Annotated in this window: 18 protein-coding genes; all 18 read left to right on the top strand. The window is 69.8% G+C overall.

Going from position 1 to position 18332, the window contains the following annotated elements; genetic code table 11:
- Window positions 1–3 precede the first annotated feature (3 nt).
- The 18 genes from ACFPN9_RS07465 (at window position 4) to lnt (ending at window position 18332) form a co-directional block, all read left to right on the top strand.
- Window positions 4–1263, top strand: coding sequence for an allantoate amidohydrolase (locus ACFPN9_RS07465; protein ID WP_245282445.1), 1260 nt, complete (start codon window positions 4–6; stop codon window positions 1261–1263).
- Between the two features lie 87 nt (window positions 1264–1350).
- A complete protein-coding gene (gene hemA, locus ACFPN9_RS07460; RefSeq protein WP_066718949.1) occupies window positions 1351–2562 on the top strand; it encodes a 5-aminolevulinate synthase in 1212 nt (403 codons plus the stop codon).
- Window positions 2563–2711: 149 nt separating this feature from the next.
- Window positions 2712–3281: an ATP-dependent protease subunit HslV gene (gene hslV, locus ACFPN9_RS07455; RefSeq protein WP_245282444.1), complete on the top strand. Its 570-nt coding sequence runs from the start codon at window positions 2712–2714 to the stop codon at window positions 3279–3281.
- Window positions 3278–4354, top strand: a complete 1077-nt coding sequence (locus ACFPN9_RS07450; protein WP_067994608.1) for a hypothetical protein — start codon at window positions 3278–3280, stop codon at window positions 4352–4354. Before hslV ends, ACFPN9_RS07450 begins: the two co-directional genes overlap by 4 nt.
- Entirely contained in the window at window positions 4351–4893 is a 543-nt protein-coding gene (locus tag ACFPN9_RS07445) for a GNAT family N-acetyltransferase (protein WP_245282443.1), read from the top strand. Before ACFPN9_RS07450 ends, ACFPN9_RS07445 begins: the two co-directional genes overlap by 4 nt.
- A complete protein-coding gene (hslU, locus tag ACFPN9_RS07440) occupies window positions 4890–6200 on the top strand; it encodes an ATP-dependent protease ATPase subunit HslU (protein ID WP_066718955.1) in 1311 nt (436 codons plus the stop codon). The genes ACFPN9_RS07445 and hslU overlap by 4 nt, the downstream gene beginning before the upstream one ends.
- A 24-nt stretch (window positions 6201–6224) precedes the next feature.
- Complete coding sequence (gene murJ / locus ACFPN9_RS07435) at window positions 6225–7796, top strand: murein biosynthesis integral membrane protein MurJ (protein ID WP_066718961.1); 1572 nt, start codon at window positions 6225–6227, stop codon at window positions 7794–7796.
- A 90-nt stretch (window positions 7797–7886) separates the two neighbouring features.
- A complete protein-coding gene (gene trpS, locus ACFPN9_RS07430) occupies window positions 7887–8948 on the top strand; it encodes a tryptophan--tRNA ligase (protein ID WP_066718963.1) in 1062 nt (353 codons plus the stop codon).
- A gap of 92 nt (window positions 8949–9040) precedes the next feature.
- Window positions 9041–9535: a universal stress protein gene (locus ACFPN9_RS07425; RefSeq protein ID WP_066718966.1), complete on the top strand. Its 495-nt coding sequence runs from the start codon at window positions 9041–9043 to the stop codon at window positions 9533–9535.
- 109 nt (window positions 9536–9644) lie between these two features.
- A complete protein-coding gene (locus tag ACFPN9_RS07420) occupies window positions 9645–10205 on the top strand; it encodes a NifU family protein (RefSeq protein WP_066718969.1) in 561 nt (186 codons plus the stop codon).
- Between the two features lie 67 nt (window positions 10206–10272).
- Entirely contained in the window at window positions 10273–10956 is a 684-nt protein-coding gene (tsaB, locus tag ACFPN9_RS07415; RefSeq protein ID WP_066718972.1) for a tRNA (adenosine(37)-N6)-threonylcarbamoyltransferase complex dimerization subunit type 1 TsaB, read from the top strand.
- A gap of 66 nt (window positions 10957–11022) precedes the next feature.
- Complete coding sequence (locus ACFPN9_RS07410) at window positions 11023–11520, top strand: GNAT family N-acetyltransferase (RefSeq protein WP_066718983.1); 498 nt, start codon at window positions 11023–11025, stop codon at window positions 11518–11520.
- A gap of 19 nt (window positions 11521–11539) precedes the next feature.
- Window positions 11540–12349, top strand: coding sequence for a lysophospholipid acyltransferase family protein (locus tag ACFPN9_RS07405; protein ID WP_067254850.1), 810 nt, complete (start codon window positions 11540–11542; stop codon window positions 12347–12349).
- A 106-nt stretch (window positions 12350–12455) separates the two neighbouring features.
- A complete protein-coding gene (miaB, locus tag ACFPN9_RS07400; protein WP_066718989.1) occupies window positions 12456–13841 on the top strand; it encodes a tRNA (N6-isopentenyl adenosine(37)-C2)-methylthiotransferase MiaB in 1386 nt (461 codons plus the stop codon).
- A gap of 207 nt (window positions 13842–14048) precedes the next feature.
- On the top strand, window positions 14049–15146 hold the full coding sequence (locus ACFPN9_RS07395) for a PhoH family protein (RefSeq protein ID WP_082733163.1): 1098 nt from the start codon (window positions 14049–14051) through the stop codon (window positions 15144–15146).
- Window positions 15143–15763: an rRNA maturation RNase YbeY gene (gene ybeY / locus ACFPN9_RS07390; protein WP_082747113.1), complete on the top strand. Its 621-nt coding sequence runs from the start codon at window positions 15143–15145 to the stop codon at window positions 15761–15763. Before ACFPN9_RS07395 ends, ybeY begins: the two co-directional genes overlap by 4 nt.
- Window positions 15760–16737, top strand: a complete 978-nt coding sequence (locus tag ACFPN9_RS07385; protein ID WP_067993955.1) for a hemolysin family protein — start codon at window positions 15760–15762, stop codon at window positions 16735–16737. The genes ybeY and ACFPN9_RS07385 overlap by 4 nt, the downstream gene beginning before the upstream one ends.
- Window positions 16737–18332, top strand: coding sequence for an apolipoprotein N-acyltransferase (gene lnt / locus ACFPN9_RS07380; RefSeq protein WP_082737612.1), 1596 nt, complete (start codon window positions 16737–16739; stop codon window positions 18330–18332). Before ACFPN9_RS07385 ends, lnt begins: the two co-directional genes overlap by 1 nt.

Here is an 18332-nt window from a genome sequence, read left to right as displayed (position 1 = left end):
ATGATGGCAGCCTCGCTTCCCTCCGCCGCCGTCCTTGGCGCGCGCGCCTTCGCCGCGCTCGAAGGCCTCGCCCGCTTCTCCGACGAACCCGGCAAACTGACGCGGCTCTATCTGTCGCCCGCCCACCGGCAGGCGGCCGAGTGGACGAAAGGCGCGATGGAGGTCGCGGGGCTGACCGCCTTCATCGATGCGGCGGGGTCGGTCCAAGGCCGACGCGAGGGTCCGGTTCCTGGCGGGCCATCCGTCATGATCGGCTCCCATATCGATACGGTGAAGGATGGCGGGCGCTTCGACGGCAATCTCGGCGTCGTCGCCGGAATTCTCGCGGCGCAGGCGCTGCGTGATGCGGGAATCGTCCTGCCCTTCGCTCTTGAGGTGGTGGCCTTCGGCGACGAGGAGAATGTCCGCTTCCCGACGCATCTCTCCACCTCGGGCGCGCTGGCGGGCGATTACGACCCGGCCTGGCTCGAGGCGCGCGATGCGGACGGCGTGCGGCTCGCGGATGCGCTCGTCGCCTTCGGCGGCGACCCCGGCGGCATCGCCGGGCTGGCGCGCAAGCCGGGATCGGTGAAGGCCTATCTCGAGGTCCATATCGAGCAGGGGCCGGTGCTCGAGGTCGAAAACGAGGCCGTCGGCATCGTCACCGCGATCAATGCCCAGAGGCGCGCCCGCGTCCGCGTGACGGGCGAGGCCGGACATGCCGGCACCGTGCCGATGGCGCTGCGCAAGGACGCGCTGACGGCGGGGGCCGAGATGGCGCTGGCGCTGGAAGGAATCGCCGCCGGGCACGAGCAGGCGGTCGGCACGGTCGGCGTGTTCCAGGTCGAACCCGGCGCGACCAATGTCGTGCCCGGTGCGGTCTCCTTCACCGTCGACATCCGCTCGCCCCGCGACGAGACGGTCGCGGCAATGGAGGCGATCGTCAGGGAGCGCTTCGCCGCCATCGCGGCGCGGCGCGGCGTGGGGCTCGACATCACCACCTATGCCAAGGCTTCCGCGGTGCCGATGGATCCGACGCTGCAGGAGGCGCTCAGCGCCGGGATCGCCCGAATGGGCGTCAATCCGACCCCGCGACGTCTGCCCTCGGGCGCGGGTCACGACGCGATGGCGATGGCCGCGCTCTGCCCGGCCGCGATGCTGTTCGTGCGCAACGAGAAGGGCATCAGCCATTCGCCCCTGGAGGCCATGACCGAAGCCGATGCCGGCATCGCGATCCGGGCGCTGCTGGAGGCGATCCTTGAACTGGCGCGGCGCGAAAACTGATCGAGGTCAAGACGGGGCGCGACACCGCGTGCCATTTCGCCTGTCCGGCCCTAGGCTTTAGAAAGCGCGCGCCGCAGGAGGCAGGCGATGGACCACGAGACTTTCTTCCGCGAGGAGCTGGACGGCCTGCGCCGCGAAGGCCGTTACCGCGTCTTCGCCGATCTGGAGCGCCAGGCCGGCCGTTTTCCGCGCGCGACCTATCATGGCGAAGGTGGCCCGCGCGAGATCACCGTCTGGTGCTCCAACGACTATCTCGGCATGGGCCAGCACCCGGCCGTGCTGGCGGCGATGCACGAGGCGATCGAGCGCTGCGGCGCCGGCGCCGGCGGCACCCGCAACATCGGCGGCACCAACCACTACCACGTCCTGCTGGAGCAGGAGCTCGCCGACCTGCACGGCAAGGAAGCCGCGCTGCTGTTCAATTCCGGCTACATGTCGAACTGGGCCTCGCTCGGCACGCTCGCCTCGCGCATCCCCGGCTGTGTCGTGCTGACGGATGCGCTCAACCACGCCTCGATGATCGAGGGCATTCGCCATTCGCGGGCGGAACGGCACATCTTCGCCCATAACGACCCCGACGATCTGCGCCGCAAGCTCGCCGCGCTCGATCCGGCGCGGCCCAAGCTGATCGCCTTCGAATCGGTCTACTCGATGGATGGCGACATCGCTCCCATCGCGGACTTCTGCGACATCGCCGAGGAATTCGGCGCGATGACCTATATCGACGAGGTCCACGCGGTGGGCCTCTACGGGCCGCGCGGCGGCGGCGTCAGCGAGCGCGACGGCCTGGCCTCGCGCCTGACCGTGATCGAGGGCACGCTCGCCAAGGCCTTCGGCGTGATGGGCGGCTACATCACGGGCTCGGCGGCGCTCTGCGACTATGTCCGCAGCTTTGCCTCGGGCTTCATCTTCTCGACCTCGCTGCCGCCGCCGGTCGCGGCCGGCGCGCTCGCCGCGATCCGCCATCTCAAGCAGAGCCAGGAGGAGCGCGAGCGCCATCAGGAGCGGGTGGCGACGCTGCGCCGGCGCCTCGACGCCGCCGGGCTGCCGCATCTCGCCAACCCCAGCCACATCGTCCCGGTGATGGTCGGCGACCCCGTGCTGTGCAAGGCGGTCAGCGACGAGCTGCTCGAACGCTTCGACATCTATGTCCAGCCGATCAACTACCCGACCGTGCCGCGCGGCACCGAGCGGCTGCGGATCACGCCCTCGCCGCTGCACTCCGATGCGGATATCGACCATCTCGTCTCCGGGCTGAGCGCGATCTGGGGCCGGGTGGGGCTGCAGCGGGCGGCCTGAGGGCTGCTGCCGACCGCAAGGCGTTTCACGTGAATCGCCGCGGCGGCCCGTGTCGCCTGCGGGCGCAAGCGGTGCCACCCCTTGATACCGCGGGCGCCGCTGAACATGTTGGCGGCTCCCCTCCCGCGAACCGCCGAGGCCGAATCGCGATGTCAGACGCTTCCTCCGCCCCGACGATGCACGCGACCACCATCCTGATGGTGCGCAAGAGCGGGCGGGTCGTGATCGGCGGCGACGGGCAGGTCTCGCTCGGCCAGACCATCATGAAGGGCAACGCCCGCAAGGTGCGCCGGCTCGCCAAGGGTGCGGTGATCGCGGGCTTCGCCGGCGCGACCGCCGACGCCTTCACGCTGTTCGAGCGGCTCGAAAGCAAGCTGGAGCAGTATCCGACGCAATTGCTGCGAGCCTGCGTCGAGCTCGCCAAAGACTGGCGCACCGACCGCTATCTGCGCCGGCTAGAGGCGATGCTGCTGGTCGCCGACAAGGAGGTTTCGCTGCTGATCTCGGGCACCGGCGACGTGCTCGAGCCGGAGGCCAGCGAGCATGGCTCGGTGATGGCGATCGGCTCCGGCGGCAACTACGCGCTCTCGGCGGCACGCGCGCTGATCGATGTCGAGCCCGACGCCGAAGCGATCGTGCGCAAGGCGATGAAGATCGCCGGCGACATCTGCGTCTACACCAACCATTCGCTGGTGATCGAAACGCTGGAGGCGGCGTGATCCTGGAAGAGGACCTCGACGCCGCCGTCGAGGCCGGCGTCATCGACCGGGCCCAGGCGATCCGCATCGCCCATCTGGCCCGGCTGCGGCTTGCTTCGTCGCCGGCCTCGCCCGGCGCCGAGAGCCCATCCCGGCCGGACCCCGACGACGAGCGCTTCCGTCTGATCGGTGGGTTCAACGACGTTTTCGTCACCATCGGCGTCGGGCTTCTGGCGGCCGCGGTCCTGGGGCTTTCGAGCGTCCTCGGCTTCGGCCAGGTCTTCGCCTTGACCTCGCTGCTCGTCTCCTGGGGACTGGCCGAGTGGTTCTCGCGCCGGATGCGCCTCGCTTTGCCCTCGATCGCGCTGGCGCTGATGTTCGCCGCATCCGGCGGCTTTCTCGGCGTGGTCGCGATCGGGCTTGTCGCAGGAGACGGCTTCTCCGGTGCAAGAGCGGATGGCTGGGGCTATCTCGGGGCCGGGCTCGGCACGGTCCTGGCGGCCGCGCTCCACCATTGGCGCTTCCGCGTGCCGATCGACGGCGCGATCGGCGGGCTCGGAGGGCTGGCCATCGCAGCCGGGCTGATCGAGCGGGCCTCCCCAGGCTTCGTCGGCGGCCATCTGTATCCGCTCGCGCTCGCGGCTGGCCTCGCAATCTTCCTGGCGGCGATGCGGCTCGACCTCAGCGATCCGCTGCGTCGAACCCGCCGCTCGGACGTCGCCTTCTGGCTGCACCTGCTCGCTGCGCCGCTGATCGTCCACCCGGTCACGCAGGCTGCGATCGGCGATGTCGGCCGCATGGGAACGGCCGCCGCCGGCGCCACTTTGGCGGTGTTCGCGCTGCTCGCGCTGGTGGCGCTGGTGATCGACCGCCGGGCGCTGATCGTCTCCGGGCTGAGCTATGCCGGCATCGCGGTGGCGCATCTGATCTCGCGCGGCGTCTCCGGAGATCTGCATTTGCCGCTGACGCTGCTCGGGTTGGCAGTGGTGGTGCTCGCGCTGTCCGCAGGGTGGCGCAGCCTGCGGCGGCTCCTGCTGCCGCGCGTGCCGCTCGGTGGGCTGCGGGCGAAACTGCCGCCGGCGGAGCCCGCGTGAGCGCGCCGGTGTCCCATGACATCGCCTTCCGCCCTGTCGAGGCCGGGGATCTGCCTTTGCTCGCGCGCTGGGTTGCGCAGCCGCACTGGCAGGAGTGGTGGGGCGATCCGAAGACCGAAGTCGGCTACATCCGCGACATGATCGAAGGTCGTGACGACACCTGCTCGCCCTTCCTGATCATGCTTGATGGCGAGCCGGCGGGCTATATCCAGGTCTGGCGGATCGGTCCGCACCAGATCCCCGCATGGACCGCCGAGAGCCCCTGGCTCCTTGAGGTCCCGGCCGAGGCCGTCGGCGTCGATCTCTCTCTGGCCGATTCGCAGCGGCTGTCGCAGGGGATCGGCTCGGCCGCGCTGCGCCAGTTTGCGGTGAACCTCCTGGCCCAAGACCACGAGACAATCCTGATCGATCCCGACCCGGATAACGGGCGCGCCGTCGCCGCCTATCGCAAGGCGGGCTTCCGAGCTGTCCCCCATCTCGAAGGCCGGACGCCCGGCGTCCTCATCATGCAGTTCCAGCAGGATTCAGACCTGACATGACCTCTTTCTCCCCCCGCGAGATCGTTTCCGAACTCGACCGCTTCATCGTCGGCCAGAACGACGCCAAGCGCGCGGTCGCGATCGCCTTGCGCAACCGCTGGCGGCGGCAGCAGCTCGAAGGGCCGCTGCGCGAAGAGGTCTCGCCGAAGAACATCCTGATGATCGGGCCGACCGGCTGCGGGAAGACGGAGATCGCGCGCCGCCTTGCCAAGCTGGCGAATGCGCCCTTCCTCAAGGTCGAGGCGACGAAGTTCACCGAGGTCGGCTATGTCGGCCGCGACGTCGAGTCGATCGTGCGCGATCTGGTCGAGATCGCGATCGCGCTGGTACGGGAAACGCGGCGCAAGGACGTGGAAGCCAAGGCGCATCTGGCCGCGGAGGAGCGCGTGCTCGACGCGCTGGTCGGCGTCAATGCCAGCCTCGCCACCCGCGATTCCTTCCGCCGCAAGCTGCGCGCCAACGAGCTCGACGACAAGGAGATCGAGATCGAGATCGCCGCCGGTGCGGGCCCCAGCGCCCCGATGTTCGAGGTGCCCGGCATGCCCGGAGCCTCGATCGGCGCGATCAACCTCTCCGAGATGTTCGGCAAGGCTTTCGGCCAGAAGGGCAAGCCCCGGCGCGTCCTCGTCAAGGATGCCTATGGGCCGCTCCTGACGGAAGAAAGCGACAAGCTGATCGACCAGGAGGCGATCGTGCAGGCGGCGATCCGCGAGGTCGAGAACAACGGCATCGTCTTTCTCGACGAGATCGACAAGATCTGCGCCCGCGAGGGCAAAAGCGGGGCCGATGTCTCGCGCGAAGGCGTGCAGCGCGACCTGCTGCCGCTGATCGAGGGCACGACGGTGGCGACCAAGCATGGCGCGGTGAAGAGCGACCACATCCTGTTCATCGCGTCGGGGGCCTTCCACGTCTCGCGCCCGTCCGACCTCCTGCCCGAACTCCAGGGTCGCCTGCCGATCCGCGTCGAGCTCTCGCCCCTCGACGTCGACGATTTCCGGCGCATCCTGACCGAAACCGAGGCCAGCCTGATCAAGCAGAGCGTGGCGCTGATGGCGACCGAAGACGTGCGCGTCGATTTCACGCCGGATGCGATCGACGCAATCGCGCGCATCGCCGTGGATGTGAACTCCACCGTCGAGAACATCGGCGCGCGGCGGCTGCAGACGGTGATCGAGCGGATTCTCGACGAAATCTCCTTCACGGCGCCCGACCGCTCCAGTGAGACGGTGACGATCGACGCAGCCTATGTGCAGTCCCGCATCGGCGATCTCGCGAAGAACGCGGATCTGAGCCGGTTCATTCTGTAACCCACCGTTGAAGGAAGGGCGGCGATGCCGGCGGAACCCGCGAAGCTCGCCCGCAACTCGCTCGTCGTCGGGCTGGCGACGGTCTTGTCGCGCCTGCTCGGTTTCGCGCGCGACATGCTGATCGCGCGGATGCTCGGCGCCGGGCCGGTGGCGGACGCCTTTCTCGTCGCCTTCCGCCTGCCGAATCTGATGCGTCGCGTGCTGGGCGAGGGCGGGCTGAACGCGCCCTTCGTGCCGGTTTATCTCGATCTTCGCACCATGGAGGGCGCGCAAGCCGCGCGGCGCTTCGTCGGCGAGGCCTTCGCCTGGCTGGCGCTCGGCGTCGGGGCCGCCACGGGACTCGGCCTGCTGCTCGCGCCCTGGCTGGTGCTCGCCATCGCGGGCGGCTTCCATGACGCGCCCCAGACTCTCGCGATGGCAACGGCATACACGCGGATCGCGCTGCCCTTTCTCGCCTTCACCACGCTCGCTTCGCTGCTCGCCGCGGTGCTCAATTCGGAGGGACGCTTCCTCGTCGCCGCACTGGCGCCGTCCCTGCTCAACCTTGTCCTGATCGCCGCCCTGATCGTCGCGCTGACGACCGGCATGCCTTCGGTGCAGGGGGCCGCGCTGATCGCCGCCGCCGTCAGTCTCGGCGGCGCCCTGCACCTCCTGATGATCATCGTCGCGCTCTGGTACGGCAACATGCCGCTGGTCCGGCCGCGGCTGAGCTGGTCGCCCGCGATGACACGACTGCTGCGGCTGGGCGGCCCGGCCCTGCTGGCGGCATCGACTTCGCAGCTCGTGCTGCTGGTGTCGACCCAGATCGCCTCGGTTCAGCCGGGCGCAGTGTCATGGCTCTACTATGCCGACCGGGTCTTCCAGCTACCGCTCGGTTTCGTGGCTGTGGCGATGGGCGTGGTGCTGCTGCCGGCCATTGCCGTCTGCGAGACCAGCGGCGACGCGGCCGGCCGACGCGACATGATCAACCGCGCTCTGGTGCTGGGGCTGGCGCTGGCGATCCCCGCCGCCGTTGCCCTCGGCTGGCTGGCGGAGCCGATCATCTCCGTCCTGTTCGAGCGCGGTCGCTTCACCGAGATCGACCGCATCCGAACGGCCGCTGCGATGCAGGCCTTTGCCGCCGGCCTGCCATTCGCCGTCATCGCCAAGGTCTTCGCCCAGGTCTATTTTGCCCGCCAGACGCCGCGCTTGCCGCTCTATGCCGGGCTGGCGGCACTCGGCGTCGCGATCCTGGCCGGGCGGCTGTCGGTGCTCCCCATGCCTGCCACCAATGCCGCCGCGGCCGCGACGCTCGCCTTCGTCACGCAAGCCTGCGTGCTCGGAAGTTTCCTCGCGCGGGACGGACTCTGGCGACCGCGCCTGCCGCTGCTCAGGCCGATCCTGTCCGTGCTGGCTGCGAGCGTTCTCATGGTGGCGGCGCTCGCGGCGCTGATGCCCTGGCTGGAGGAAGCTCTCTCGACCCGGTCGGCGCTGCTGTGGCGCGTGGCCGCGCTTCTGACCCTGTGCTGCGCCGGCGGCCTCGTCTATGCGGCAGCGGGACGGATGCTCGGCGCCTTCCGCCTGCGCGAGCTCAGCCGCCTCGGCAAGCCCATCTGACGCCAGAGGCCAGGCTTGCCCTTGCGCCTCGGGCGGGCTTCGGCCAGAACGCGGCACTCCAGACGACCCCACCCTTGCGGGAGCGCCCCGATGGCGACCTTTCACCAGCGCGTCTTCTCCGGCATGCAGCCGACCTCGACGCTGCATCTCGGCAATTATCTCGGCGCGCTGACCAACTGGGTGGCGATGCAGGAGACGCATGAGTGCATCTATTGCGTCGTCGACATGCACGCGATCACGCAGGGCCTCGACGTCTGGGGCGGTCCGGCCGAACTGACGCGCGCCACCCGCGAGGTCACGGCGGCCTATGTCGCGGCCGGCGTGGACCCTCAGCGCAGCATCATCTTCAATCAGAGCCAGGTGCCGCAGCATGCGGAACTGGCCTGGATCTTCAACACGGTCGCCCGGCTCGGCTGGCTGAACCGGATGACGCAGTTCAAGGAAAAGGCCGGTAAGGATCGCGAGAACGCCTCGGTCGGCCTCTACGATTACCCCGTGCTGATGGCCGCCGACATCCTGCTCTACAAGGCGACGCATGTGCCGGTCGGCGAGGACCAGAAGCAGCATCTCGAACTGACGCGCGACATCGCCCAGAAGTTCAACAACGATTTCGGTGCGCAGATCGCGCAAAAGGGGCTCGGCACGGGCGAGCTCGGCTTCTTCCCGCAGCCCGAGCCGATGATCCAGGGGCCGGCGCCGCGGGTGATGAGCCTGCGCGACGGCACCAAGAAGATGTCGAAGTCCGACGCCTCGGACAATTCGCGCATCAACCTCACCGACGATGCCGAGACCATCGCCCAGAAGATCCGAAAGGCGAAGACCGACCCCGACGCGCTGCCATCCGAGGAGAAGGGGCTGGAGGGCCGGCCCGAGGCGGAGAACCTCGTCGGCATCTATGCCGGGCTCAACGGCCAGACCAAGGCGCAGGTTCTCGCCCAGTTCGGCGGCGGGCAGTTCTCCGGTTTCAAGGCGGCACTGGTCGATCTCGCCGTGGCGAAGCTCGCGCCGATTGCCGGCGAGATGCGCCGGCTCCTGGCCGATGTCAGCCATATCGACGGCATTCTCGGCGCGGGCGCAGAGCGGGCGGAAGCGATCGCCGCCCCCATCATGCGGGACGTCAAGGACATCGTCGGCTTCGTGCGGCGCGGCTGATCGGTGCGGCCCGACCTCAAGGCGCGGGCTTGCGCTGACGTTGCGGCGCGAGCCACCATGTCCGTTCCCGAAGCGGCGGCAGGGCGAGATCGATGGTAAAGCGACGGCGGTCCTACGAGACGGGCCATCGCCCGAAATTCCTCGCGGTCGTTGATGACAGCGTCGAATGCGCCAAGGCGGTCCGCTTCGCGGCGCGCCGCTGCGCGCGGCTGGGCGCCGCGATCGTGCTTCTGGGCGTCATCAAGCCGCCCGAGCACGAGACCTGGCTCGGCGTCGGCGAGGTCATGCAGGCGGAGGCCGAGGCCGAGGCCGAAAAGCTGATCGACGCCGCTGCGGAAGCGGTGCGCACCTTCGCCGGGCTGGAGCCGGAGCGCGTCGTGCGCACCGGCGACAAGGCGGACGAGGTGGTCAAGCTGATCGAGGCCGACGAGGACATCTCGCTGCTCGTCCTTGCCGCCGGTGCCGGCCGCGACGGCCCCGGACCACTGGTCAGCGCGCTCGCCGGCAAATCGGCCGCCAGCTTCCCGATTCCCGTCGCGATCGTGCCCGGCCACCTCGAAGACGAGGAAATCGACGCGCTGGCATGACGGTGCGCGCTGCGGCCCACCCGCTTCGCGCTGGAATGATTCGCGACAGGCGCCTATATCTCGCCGATGGAACGGCGGCCTTGAACCGTCCGGGACCGGAGACTCCAGCATGTTCATCCAGACCGAAGCCACGCCGAACCCGGCGACCCTGAAGTTCCTGCCCGGCCGCACCGTGATGCCGGACGGCACGCTCGAGTTGCGCGACGCCGAGCAGGCCGAGCGCTCGCCACTGGCGCAGCGCCTCTTCGGCGTCTCGGGCGTGTCCGGCGTCTTCCTCGGCGCGGACTTCATCACCGTGACCAAGGCCGGCGGCGAGTGGCCGCATCTGAAGCCTGCGATCCTCGGCGCGATCATGGAGCATTTCATGTCCGGCGCACCGGTGCTGGCGAGCGGCTCGCAGGCGGACGTTACGGAAGAGGGCGAGTTCTTCGCGCCCGAGGACGCCCAGACCGTCGAGACGATCAAGGATCTGCTCGAGACACGCATTCGGCCGGCGGTGGCTGGCGACGGCGGCGACATCACCTTCCGCGGCTTCAAGGACGGCACGGTCTATCTCGCGATGAAGGGCTCCTGCTCGGGCTGCCCCTCGTCCACCGCGACGCTGAAGCACGGCATCCAGAACCTGCTGCGCCACTTCCTGCCGGATGTGCGGGAAGTCGAGGCGATCTGATCACCTAGCCGCCTGTCGAGAATGACGTCCCGCGTGCAAGATTACCCGACAGGCAAGGCCTAGGCTGATGCGCATTCTCGCGATCGACACCGCGCTCGGCGCCTGCTCGGCTTGCGTGCTGGAGGCCGGGGCGGCCGAACCCGTCGCGATCGAGCAGGTCGCGATGGAGCGCGGCCATGCCGAGGCGCTGATGCCGCTGATCGAACGCGTGATGAAAGCTGTTCCGGGCGGGTTCTCGTCGCTCGGGCGTGTCGCCGTGACGGTCGGACCGGGCAGCTATACCGGCCTGCGCGTCGGCGTCAGCGCGGCGCGCGCGATCGCTTTCGCCGCGAAGATCCCAGCCGTGGGCGTGACGACGCTCGCCGCCTGCGCCGCGCCTCTGGTCGGCCGCGAGAGCGGGCGGGTGATCGCCGCCGCGCTCGACGCCAAGCACGGCCAGGTCTGGTTCCAGGCGCTGAGTTCGGAGGGCCGGCCGATCGTTGCCTTACGTCAGGTGAGCTATCGCGATGCGGCGCGCGCCATCGGGGCCGGTCCGGTCAGCCTCGTCGGCTCGGCTGCGCTGGCCGTCGCCAACGAGGCCTGGGCGATCGGGCTCGATGCGCTGGTGATCGACGATTCGCGGGCGCCCGACGTGACCTGGGTCGCCCGGCTGGGGTTGATCGCGGATCCGGAACAGGCACCGCCGCGGCCGCTCTATCTGAAGGCCCCGGAGACGACGCCGCAGGACCGCGCGCGCCTGCCGCGGCGCTGAGAAGGGCGAAACGCCCCGATGACGCAAGGGTATTTGCCGCGCCCCCGGGCTGTGCCATCAAGCGCCATGGACTGGCTGCGGCGACTCCTCCATCCCGAATCCTGCCCGGCGCGCACGGCGCGGCTCGACGCGCGCCACGCCCGCGACGTGGCGGCGCTGCATGGCCAGGGCGGCTTCGCGCGCGGCTGGGAGGCGGGCGAATGCGCCGCCCTGCTGAGCGACGCCAGCGTCGCGGCGGACGGTGTCTTCACCGGTCACCAGACTCGACCGGCCGGCTTCGTGATGTCGCGCCAGGCCGCCGACGAGGCGGAGATCCTCTCGATCGTGGTCGCGCCCGCCCATCGCGGCAACCGTCTGGGCGCCAATCTCTTGGGCGCCCACCTCTCCCGCCTGGCGGGGAACGGGGTCGCGCAGGTCTTCCTCGAGGTCGAGGATGGCAATGTCGCGGCCGAGCGGCTCTACCGCCATCTCGGCTTCCGCGAGGTCGGCCGGCGCAAGGGCTATTATCCGAAGCCCGACGGCAGCAGGGCCACCGCCGTCGCCATGCGGCTCGACCTGGCGTGACCCCGCCGCTGACGCCATGATGTCGCTGCCGCCCGGCGCGCTCCTGCGGGTCGCGGTTTTCGCCGCCGGCACGGTCGCGCTGCTGCCGGTGCAATGGCTGGTCATGCGGCTGGCGCCCGCCCGCGCCACCGCCATCCCGCGCCTGTTCCACCGCATGACCTTGCGCTGCCTCGGCGTAAGGCGGCGCGTGCGCGGCACGCCGCCGCCGAAGGGCGCGGCCGGGCTGATCGTCTCCAACCACGTCTCCTGGCTCGACATCTGCGTGCTCGGCGCCGAAAGGCCGCTCAGCTTCGTCGCCAAGAGCGAGGTGGCGGGCTGGCCGGTGATCGGGGTTCTCGCCAAGCTTCAGCGCACCGTCTTCATCGACCGGTCGCGGCGGGCGGCGACCGCCGACGTCGCGGCGACCATGGGCGAGCGGCTTTCCGCCGGAGAGGCGGTCGTGCTCTTCGCGGAGGGCACGACGGGCGACGGCACCCGCATCCGGCCGCTGCGTTCCTCGCTCCTCGGGGCGGCCCATGAGGCGCTGGGCAAGGGCGAGTCCGATGCTGAGGCGGACGTGGCCGTCTATCCGCTGACGATCAGCTATACGGGCTTTCACGGCATCGCGGGCGGACGCTTCGAACGCGCGGCGCTGGCCTGGTATGGCGACTCCCCGCTCGTTCCGCATCTGCAGGCGATCCTGCGCGCCGGGGCGATCGACGTCGAGCTCGCCTGGGGCGAGCCGATCGCGATGGGCCGTTCCACCTCGCGCAAGGAAGCGACCCGCCGGGCGCAGGAGACGATCCGCAAGGCGCGCCAGGAAACCGTCAGCGGGCGGCCGCTGCCGTGATGCCCGCTGCTGGCCCGGTCGTTGCTTGGCCCCCGGAGCCGTGCCGGGCGTTCCCTCGCGGCGCGATCCGGAGTAAGGAGACGGTTTGGAGACCAGACCCGGCGCGATGAAGAAAGTTCATATCAAGTCCTTCGGCTGCCAGATGAACGTCTATGACGGCCAGCGCATGGCCGACATCCTGGGCGAACAGGGCTTCGAGGAGACGGCGACGCCCGAGGGCGCGGACCTGATCCTGCTGAACACCTGCCATATCCGCGACCGGGCGGTGCAGAAGGTCTATACCGAACTCGGCAAGCTCCGCGACATCAAGAATTCGCAGAAGGCGGAGGGGCAGGACACGCGCATCATCGTCGCGGGCTGCGTCGCCCAGGCGGAGGGCGCGGAGATCCAGCGGCGGCAGCCGGCGGTCGATCTCGTCGTCGGGCCGCAGGCCTATCACCGCCTGCCCGAGCTTCTGGAGCAGGCGCGCGCCAGGCGCGTCGTCGATACCGACCTGCCGATCGACGACAAGTTCGGCCATCTGCCCGCGCCGCGGCCGCAGGCGATACGCCAGCGCGGCATCTCCGCCTTCGTCACGGTCCAGGAAGGCTGCGACAAGTTCTGCGCCTTCTGCGTCGTGCCCTATACGCGCGGCGCCGAGTTTTCGCGGCCGGTGGCGCAGATCATGGCCGAGATCGAGCGGCTGGCGGCCTCGGGGGTGCAGGACGTCACGCTGATCGGCCAGAACGTCAATGCCTATCACGGCGAAGGGCCGGATGGTCGCATCTGGGGCCTGGCGCGGCTGATGCACCGTGTCGCCGAGGTGCCGGGGATCGCCCGCATCCGCTACACCACGAGCCATCCGCGCGACATGGACGACGATCTCATCGCCGCGCATCGCGACCTGCCGCAGGTGATGCCCTTCCTGCATCTGCCGGTGCAGGCCGGCTCCGACCGAATCCTCGCCGCGATGAACCGCAAGCACAGCGCCGAGGATTATCGCCGGCTCATCGACCGAATCCGGCAGGCGCGGCCCGATATCGCGCTGTCCTCGGATTTCATCGTCGGCTTCCCTGGCGAGACGGATGCCGATTTCGAGGACACGATTCGTCTCGTCGACGAGATCGGCTTCGCCTCGAGCTATTCCTTCAAGTATTCGCCGCGCCCGGGCACGCCGGCCGCCGAGCTCGACGACGCCGTCCCGGCCGCGGTGATGGACGAGCGGCTGCACCGGCTGCAGGCCCGGATCGAACATCATCGCCAGGCGTTCAACCATGCGATGGTCGGACGCACCGTCGACGTGCTGCTGGAGCGGGCGGGGCGCCATCCCGGCCAGCTTGCCGGGAAATCGCCCTACCTTCAGGCTGTCCAGATCGAGACGGAGACGAATCAGATCGGCGAGCTCGTGCAGGTGGTGATCGAGCGGGCGGGCTCCAACTCGCTGTTCGGCCGCAAGGCCGAGGCGACCGGCGCTGCCGCAGGCAAGCCCTCCTCCGAGGATATCGCCGCGTGAGCCCCGTTCCGTTGCGTTCCACGCGTCCCTGTCATCAGCCTGCCACCGTCGCACCGGCTGATATGATCGTTGCACAGGGTAGACGACCCGGCCTCACGCTCCTGTCCGGCCGGAACAGGCGCCAGGGAGACGACGCCATTGGCACAGGCTGACACGACGACACCCCGCCCGGACCGCAGCCCCCGCCGCGAGGCGACGCCGACACGCATCGACGGGCTGACGCGGGATGGGCTGCCGGCGACCGAGGTGCTGCTCTCCTTCGACGACAACCGCCTCGCCAGCCTCGTGTTCGGCCATTACGACCAGAACCTCGCCCATCTCGAGCGGCGGCTGGGCGTGGTCATCAGCCCCAACGGCAACCATGCGACGGTCAAGGGGCCGCGCGAGACCGCCGAGCAGGCCGGGCGCGTGCTGAAAACGCTTTACACACGCGCCAAGGCCGGCGCGCCCGTGACCCTGGGCGAAGTCGACGGCGCGATCGAGGAAAGCAACGTGCAGCGCTCGCTGTTTCCGGCGGCCGATGCCGGCAAGGCCTCCTTCGACGCGATCGTCACGCGCAAGCGCGGCCCCGTGCGGGCGCGCAATGCGGCGCAGGACGCCTATCTGCGCCAGCTCAAGCGCAACGAGCTCGTCCTCGCCGAAGGGCCGGCCGGCACTGGCAAGACCTGGCTCGCGGTCGGCCATGCGGTGTCGCTGATCGAGCAGGGCGTCGTCGAGCGCATGGTCCTGTCGCGCCCCGCCGTGGAGGCGGGTGAGCGGCTCGGCTTCCTGCCCGGCGACATGCGCGAGAAGGTCGATCCCTATCTGCGGCCGATCTACGACGCGCTGAACGACTTCATGGAAGCGCGCCATGTCGAGCGCGCGCTGCAGACCGGCATGATCGAGATCGCGCCGCTGGCCTTCATGCGCGGCCGGACGCTGACCAATGCCGTGGTGCTGCTGGACGAGGCGCAGAACGCGACCTCCGTGCAGATGAAGATGTTCCTCACCCGCCTGGGCGAGGGCTCGCGCATGATCATCACCGGCGACCCCTCCCAGATCGACCTGCCGCCGGGCCAGCGCTCGGGGCTGATCGAGGCGGTAAAGCTGCTCTCGGGCGTCGAGGGCGTCGGCTACGCCAAGTTCGAGGAGGGCGACGTCGTCCGCCACGACCTCGTGCGCCGCATCGTCATGGCCTATGAGACTGCTGCCCGGCGCGAGCGCGAGGAGCGCGAGGAGCGCCTGCGCGCGCCGCTCCCGCAGGCGCCGGTGGAGGACGAGATGGATGGCCTGAAGCGGACCCTGTCGCGGGAGCGGCCGCGATGACCGATCGACCTCGCGCGCGGCGTTCGGCGCCGCGCCCCGAGATCCGTTCCGACAAGCCTCCCGTGCCGCCCGCACTCGCCCTGCGGGCGCAGTCGCGGCAATGGCGCGCGCTGGGCGACCTGCCGGCGCTGCGGGCCCATGCTACAGAGGCGATCGAGGCCGCGCTGGCCGTGGCTCCGGTCAAGCCCCTTCCTGGCGCCGAACTGAGCCTGCTGCTGACCGACGACCGGCGCATCCGCATCGTCAACCGCGACTGGCGCGGCTTCGACAAGGCGACGAATGTCCTGTCGTTCCCGGCCGCTCCGGCAGACCGGATCGGTGCGAGCCCCGTCCTCGGCGACATCGTCATCGCCTATGAAACGGTCGCGCGCGAGGCGGAGGCCGAGGGCAAGGCCATCGCAGATCATTTCAGCCATCTCGTGATCCACGGCCTGCTGCATCTGCTTGGCGAAGATCACGAAACCGAAACGGAGGCCGAGCGGATGGAAGGGCTCGAAGTCGCGGCTCTGGCCCGCCTCGGAATCGCCGACCCCTATGCCGACGGCGAACTCGTCACCCCGCCCGCCCCCGCTTCACCCGCGCCTGTTCCCACCCCGGACCGACCCTCACGATCATGAGCGACGACAGTCGACAGACCCAGCCCGAAGCCGCCGGACGCGGCCTCACCCATTGGCTCAGCCATTTTCTGGACAGGCTCGGCCTGCGTGGCGGCGGAACCATCCGCGAGGAGATCACCGAGGCACTGGCCCAGGGCAGCGGACAACTCGCCGATCTGAGCACGCAGGAGCGCGCCATGCTCTCCAATGTTCTCAGCCTGCGGGAGCGGCGCGTCGGCGACGTCATGATCCCGCGCGCCGACATCATCGCCGTGCCTGCGGATGCGACGCTGGACGAGTTGCTGGCGCTGTTTCGAACCGCCGGCCATTCCCGCCTGCCGGTCTTCGACGACTCGCTCGATGATCCCCGCGGTATGGTCCATATCCGCGACTTCCTCGAATTCATTGCCGGCCAGGCCAAGGCCGAGCCGAGCGCGGGGCTGTCCCAGCCGGCGCTCCACGATCTCGGCGCGGTCGATCTGACGATGACGCTGGCCGCCACCAAGATCATGCGGCCCGTCCTCTACGTCCCGCCCTCGATGCCAGCCGTCGAACTCCTGGTGCGGATGCAGACGACACGGACCCATATCGCCCTCGTGATCGACGAATATGGCGGCACGGACGGGCTCGTCACCATCGAGGATCTGATCGAGATCGTCGTCGGCGACATCGAGGACGAGCACGATCTCGAGGAGGCGCCCGCCATCACGCCCGATGGCGAGGGGCGCTACAGCGCCGACGCCCGCGCCACGCTGGACGAACTGCGCGAGGCCACCGGGATCGACCTGTCGCAGAACCCGATCGCGGAGGAGGTCGACACCGTGGGCGGGCTGATCGTGACGCTGGCCGGGCACGTTCCTGAACAGGGTGAAACGATCGAGGGGCCCGAAGGGCTGATCTTCGAGGTGCTCGAAGCCGATAGCCGCCGGGTCAAGCGCCTCAGCATCCACCGCCGCCCGGCCGGCGAGGACACAAGCGCGGCGGAAACGGTCTGATGCGGTTAGCGTCTCTGGCCGACGGCGTCATTCTCGCCTGGGGATGGCGCAGGCGAGCGATCGCCTGTCTCGCCGGCGCCAGCGGCGCGCTGGCCCTGCCCCCGCTCGATCTCTGGCCGCTGATCGTCGTGCCGATGACCGCAGCCGTCTGGCTGGTCGATGGATCGGTCGGCGGGAGCGTTCTCGCCCGCTTCCGTGCGGCCGCCGCCGCAGGCTGGTGGTGGGGCTTCGGCTTCTTTCTGGCCGGGCTGTGGTGGCTGGGTGCGGCCTTCCTCGTGGAGGCCGACAAATTCGCCTGGGCGATGCCGCTGGGCGTCGTGGCACTGCCGGCGCTGCTGGCGTTCTTCCCCGCACTCGGCTTCGGCTGCGCGCGGCTGCTCTGGTCGACCGGCGCCGGCCGCATCCTCGTTCTGGCGGTCATGCTCTCGCTCAGCGAATGGCTGCGCGGCCATGTGCTGACGGGCTTTCCCTGGAACGTCTACGGCATGATGCTCGCCGGCCAGGCGCAGATCGCGCAGGCCGCCTCCCTCGTCGGGCTCTACGGGCTGACGCTGCTGGCGGTCGCGATCGGGGCGGCGCCGGCGACGCTCGGCACGTCGGAGGGCGCGTTCGCGCGCTGGCGGATGCCGGTGCTGGCGCTTCTGGCCGTCGCCGGCCTCTTCGGCTTCGGCCTCTGGCGTGTCCCTGCCGATCCGGTGCCGCTGGTCGCCGGCGTCAAGCTGCGGCTGATGCAGCCGAACCTGCCGCAGGACGCCAAGTTCAACGCCCGCAATGGCGAAGCGATCCTGAACCAGTATCTGACGCTCAGCGACCGGGCGACGAGCCCGAGCACGCCCGGCGTCCAGGCCGTGACCCATCTGATCTGGCCGGAATCGGCCTTCCCCTTCCTGCTCGGACGGACCCCGCAGGCGCTGGCGCGGATCGCCGCCCTGCTGCCGCCCAACACCACGCTGATCACCGGCGCCGCGCGGGCCGGCGAGGTGCTGCCGGGCGAGAGCCGGCCACCGATCTTCAATTCGATCCAGGTCGTCGACGACGAGGGCGCGATCGTCTCGAGCTACGACAAGGTCCATCTGGTGCCGTTCGGCGAGTATCTGCCGGCGTTTCTCGAGCGGCTGATCCGCAGCGTCGGGCTCTCGGAGTTCGTGTCCGTGCCGGGCGGTTTCGCCGCCGGAACGCGCCGTCTGCCGCTGACGATCCGCGGCCTGCCGCCGGCCGCGCCGCTGATCTGCTACGAGGTGGTGTTCCCGGGCGAAGCCATGCCACAGGGGCCGCGTCCCGGCTTCCTGCTCAACCTGACCAATGACGGCTGGTTCGGGCAGACGAGCGGGCCCTACCAGCATTTCGCCCAAGCGCGGCTGCGCGCGATCGAGGAGGGGCTGCCTCTCGTGCGCGTCGCCAACACCGGCATCTCGGCGGTGACCGACGGCTATGGCCGGACGCTGGCGAGCCTGCCTCTCGGACGCGAGGGCGTGCTGGATGTCGGGCTGCCGCGCGCCGGCCCGGCCACGCTCTACGGCCGCATCGCGGACTGGGCCTATGTCGCCCTTTTGGCTGGCTTCTTGCTGCTGGCGCGAATGCTGCCCCGTGACTAA

Source organism: Allobosea massiliensis, assembly GCF_042655245.1.
Lineage (GTDB): Bacteria > Pseudomonadota > Alphaproteobacteria > Rhizobiales > Beijerinckiaceae > Allobosea > Allobosea massiliensis.
The sequence above is the reverse complement of the archived record's forward strand: the minus strand, read 5'-3'. Positions and strand labels throughout refer to the sequence as shown.

Coding starts and splice junctions, on each gene's coding strand:
- ACFPN9_RS07425 (WP_066718966.1), top strand. CDS start 9,041: ATGGTAAAGCGACGGCGGTCCTACGAGACGGGCCATCGCCCGAAATTC.
- ybeY (WP_082747113.1), top strand. CDS start 15,143: ATGACCGATCGACCTCGCGCGCGGCGTTCGGCGCCGCGCCCCGAGATC.
- hemA (WP_066718949.1), top strand. CDS start 1,351: ATGGACCACGAGACTTTCTTCCGCGAGGAGCTGGACGGCCTGCGCCGC.
- ACFPN9_RS07385 (WP_067993955.1), top strand. CDS start 15,760: ATGAGCGACGACAGTCGACAGACCCAGCCCGAAGCCGCCGGACGCGGC.
- trpS (WP_066718963.1), top strand. CDS start 7,887: ATGGCGACCTTTCACCAGCGCGTCTTCTCCGGCATGCAGCCGACCTCG.
- tsaB (WP_066718972.1), top strand. CDS start 10,273: ATGCGCATTCTCGCGATCGACACCGCGCTCGGCGCCTGCTCGGCTTGC.
- ACFPN9_RS07405 (WP_067254850.1), top strand. CDS start 11,540: ATGTCGCTGCCGCCCGGCGCGCTCCTGCGGGTCGCGGTTTTCGCCGCC.
- lnt (WP_082737612.1), top strand. CDS start 16,737: ATGCGGTTAGCGTCTCTGGCCGACGGCGTCATTCTCGCCTGGGGATGG.
- miaB (WP_066718989.1), top strand. CDS start 12,456: ATGAAGAAAGTTCATATCAAGTCCTTCGGCTGCCAGATGAACGTCTAT.
- ACFPN9_RS07420 (WP_066718969.1), top strand. CDS start 9,645: ATGTTCATCCAGACCGAAGCCACGCCGAACCCGGCGACCCTGAAGTTC.
- ACFPN9_RS07410 (WP_066718983.1), top strand. CDS start 11,023: ATGGACTGGCTGCGGCGACTCCTCCATCCCGAATCCTGCCCGGCGCGC.
- murJ (WP_066718961.1), top strand. CDS start 6,225: ATGCCGGCGGAACCCGCGAAGCTCGCCCGCAACTCGCTCGTCGTCGGG.
- hslV (WP_245282444.1), top strand. CDS start 2,712: ATGTCAGACGCTTCCTCCGCCCCGACGATGCACGCGACCACCATCCTG.
- hslU (WP_066718955.1), top strand. CDS start 4,890: ATGACCTCTTTCTCCCCCCGCGAGATCGTTTCCGAACTCGACCGCTTC.
- ACFPN9_RS07465 (WP_245282445.1), top strand. CDS start 4: ATGGCAGCCTCGCTTCCCTCCGCCGCCGTCCTTGGCGCGCGCGCCTTC.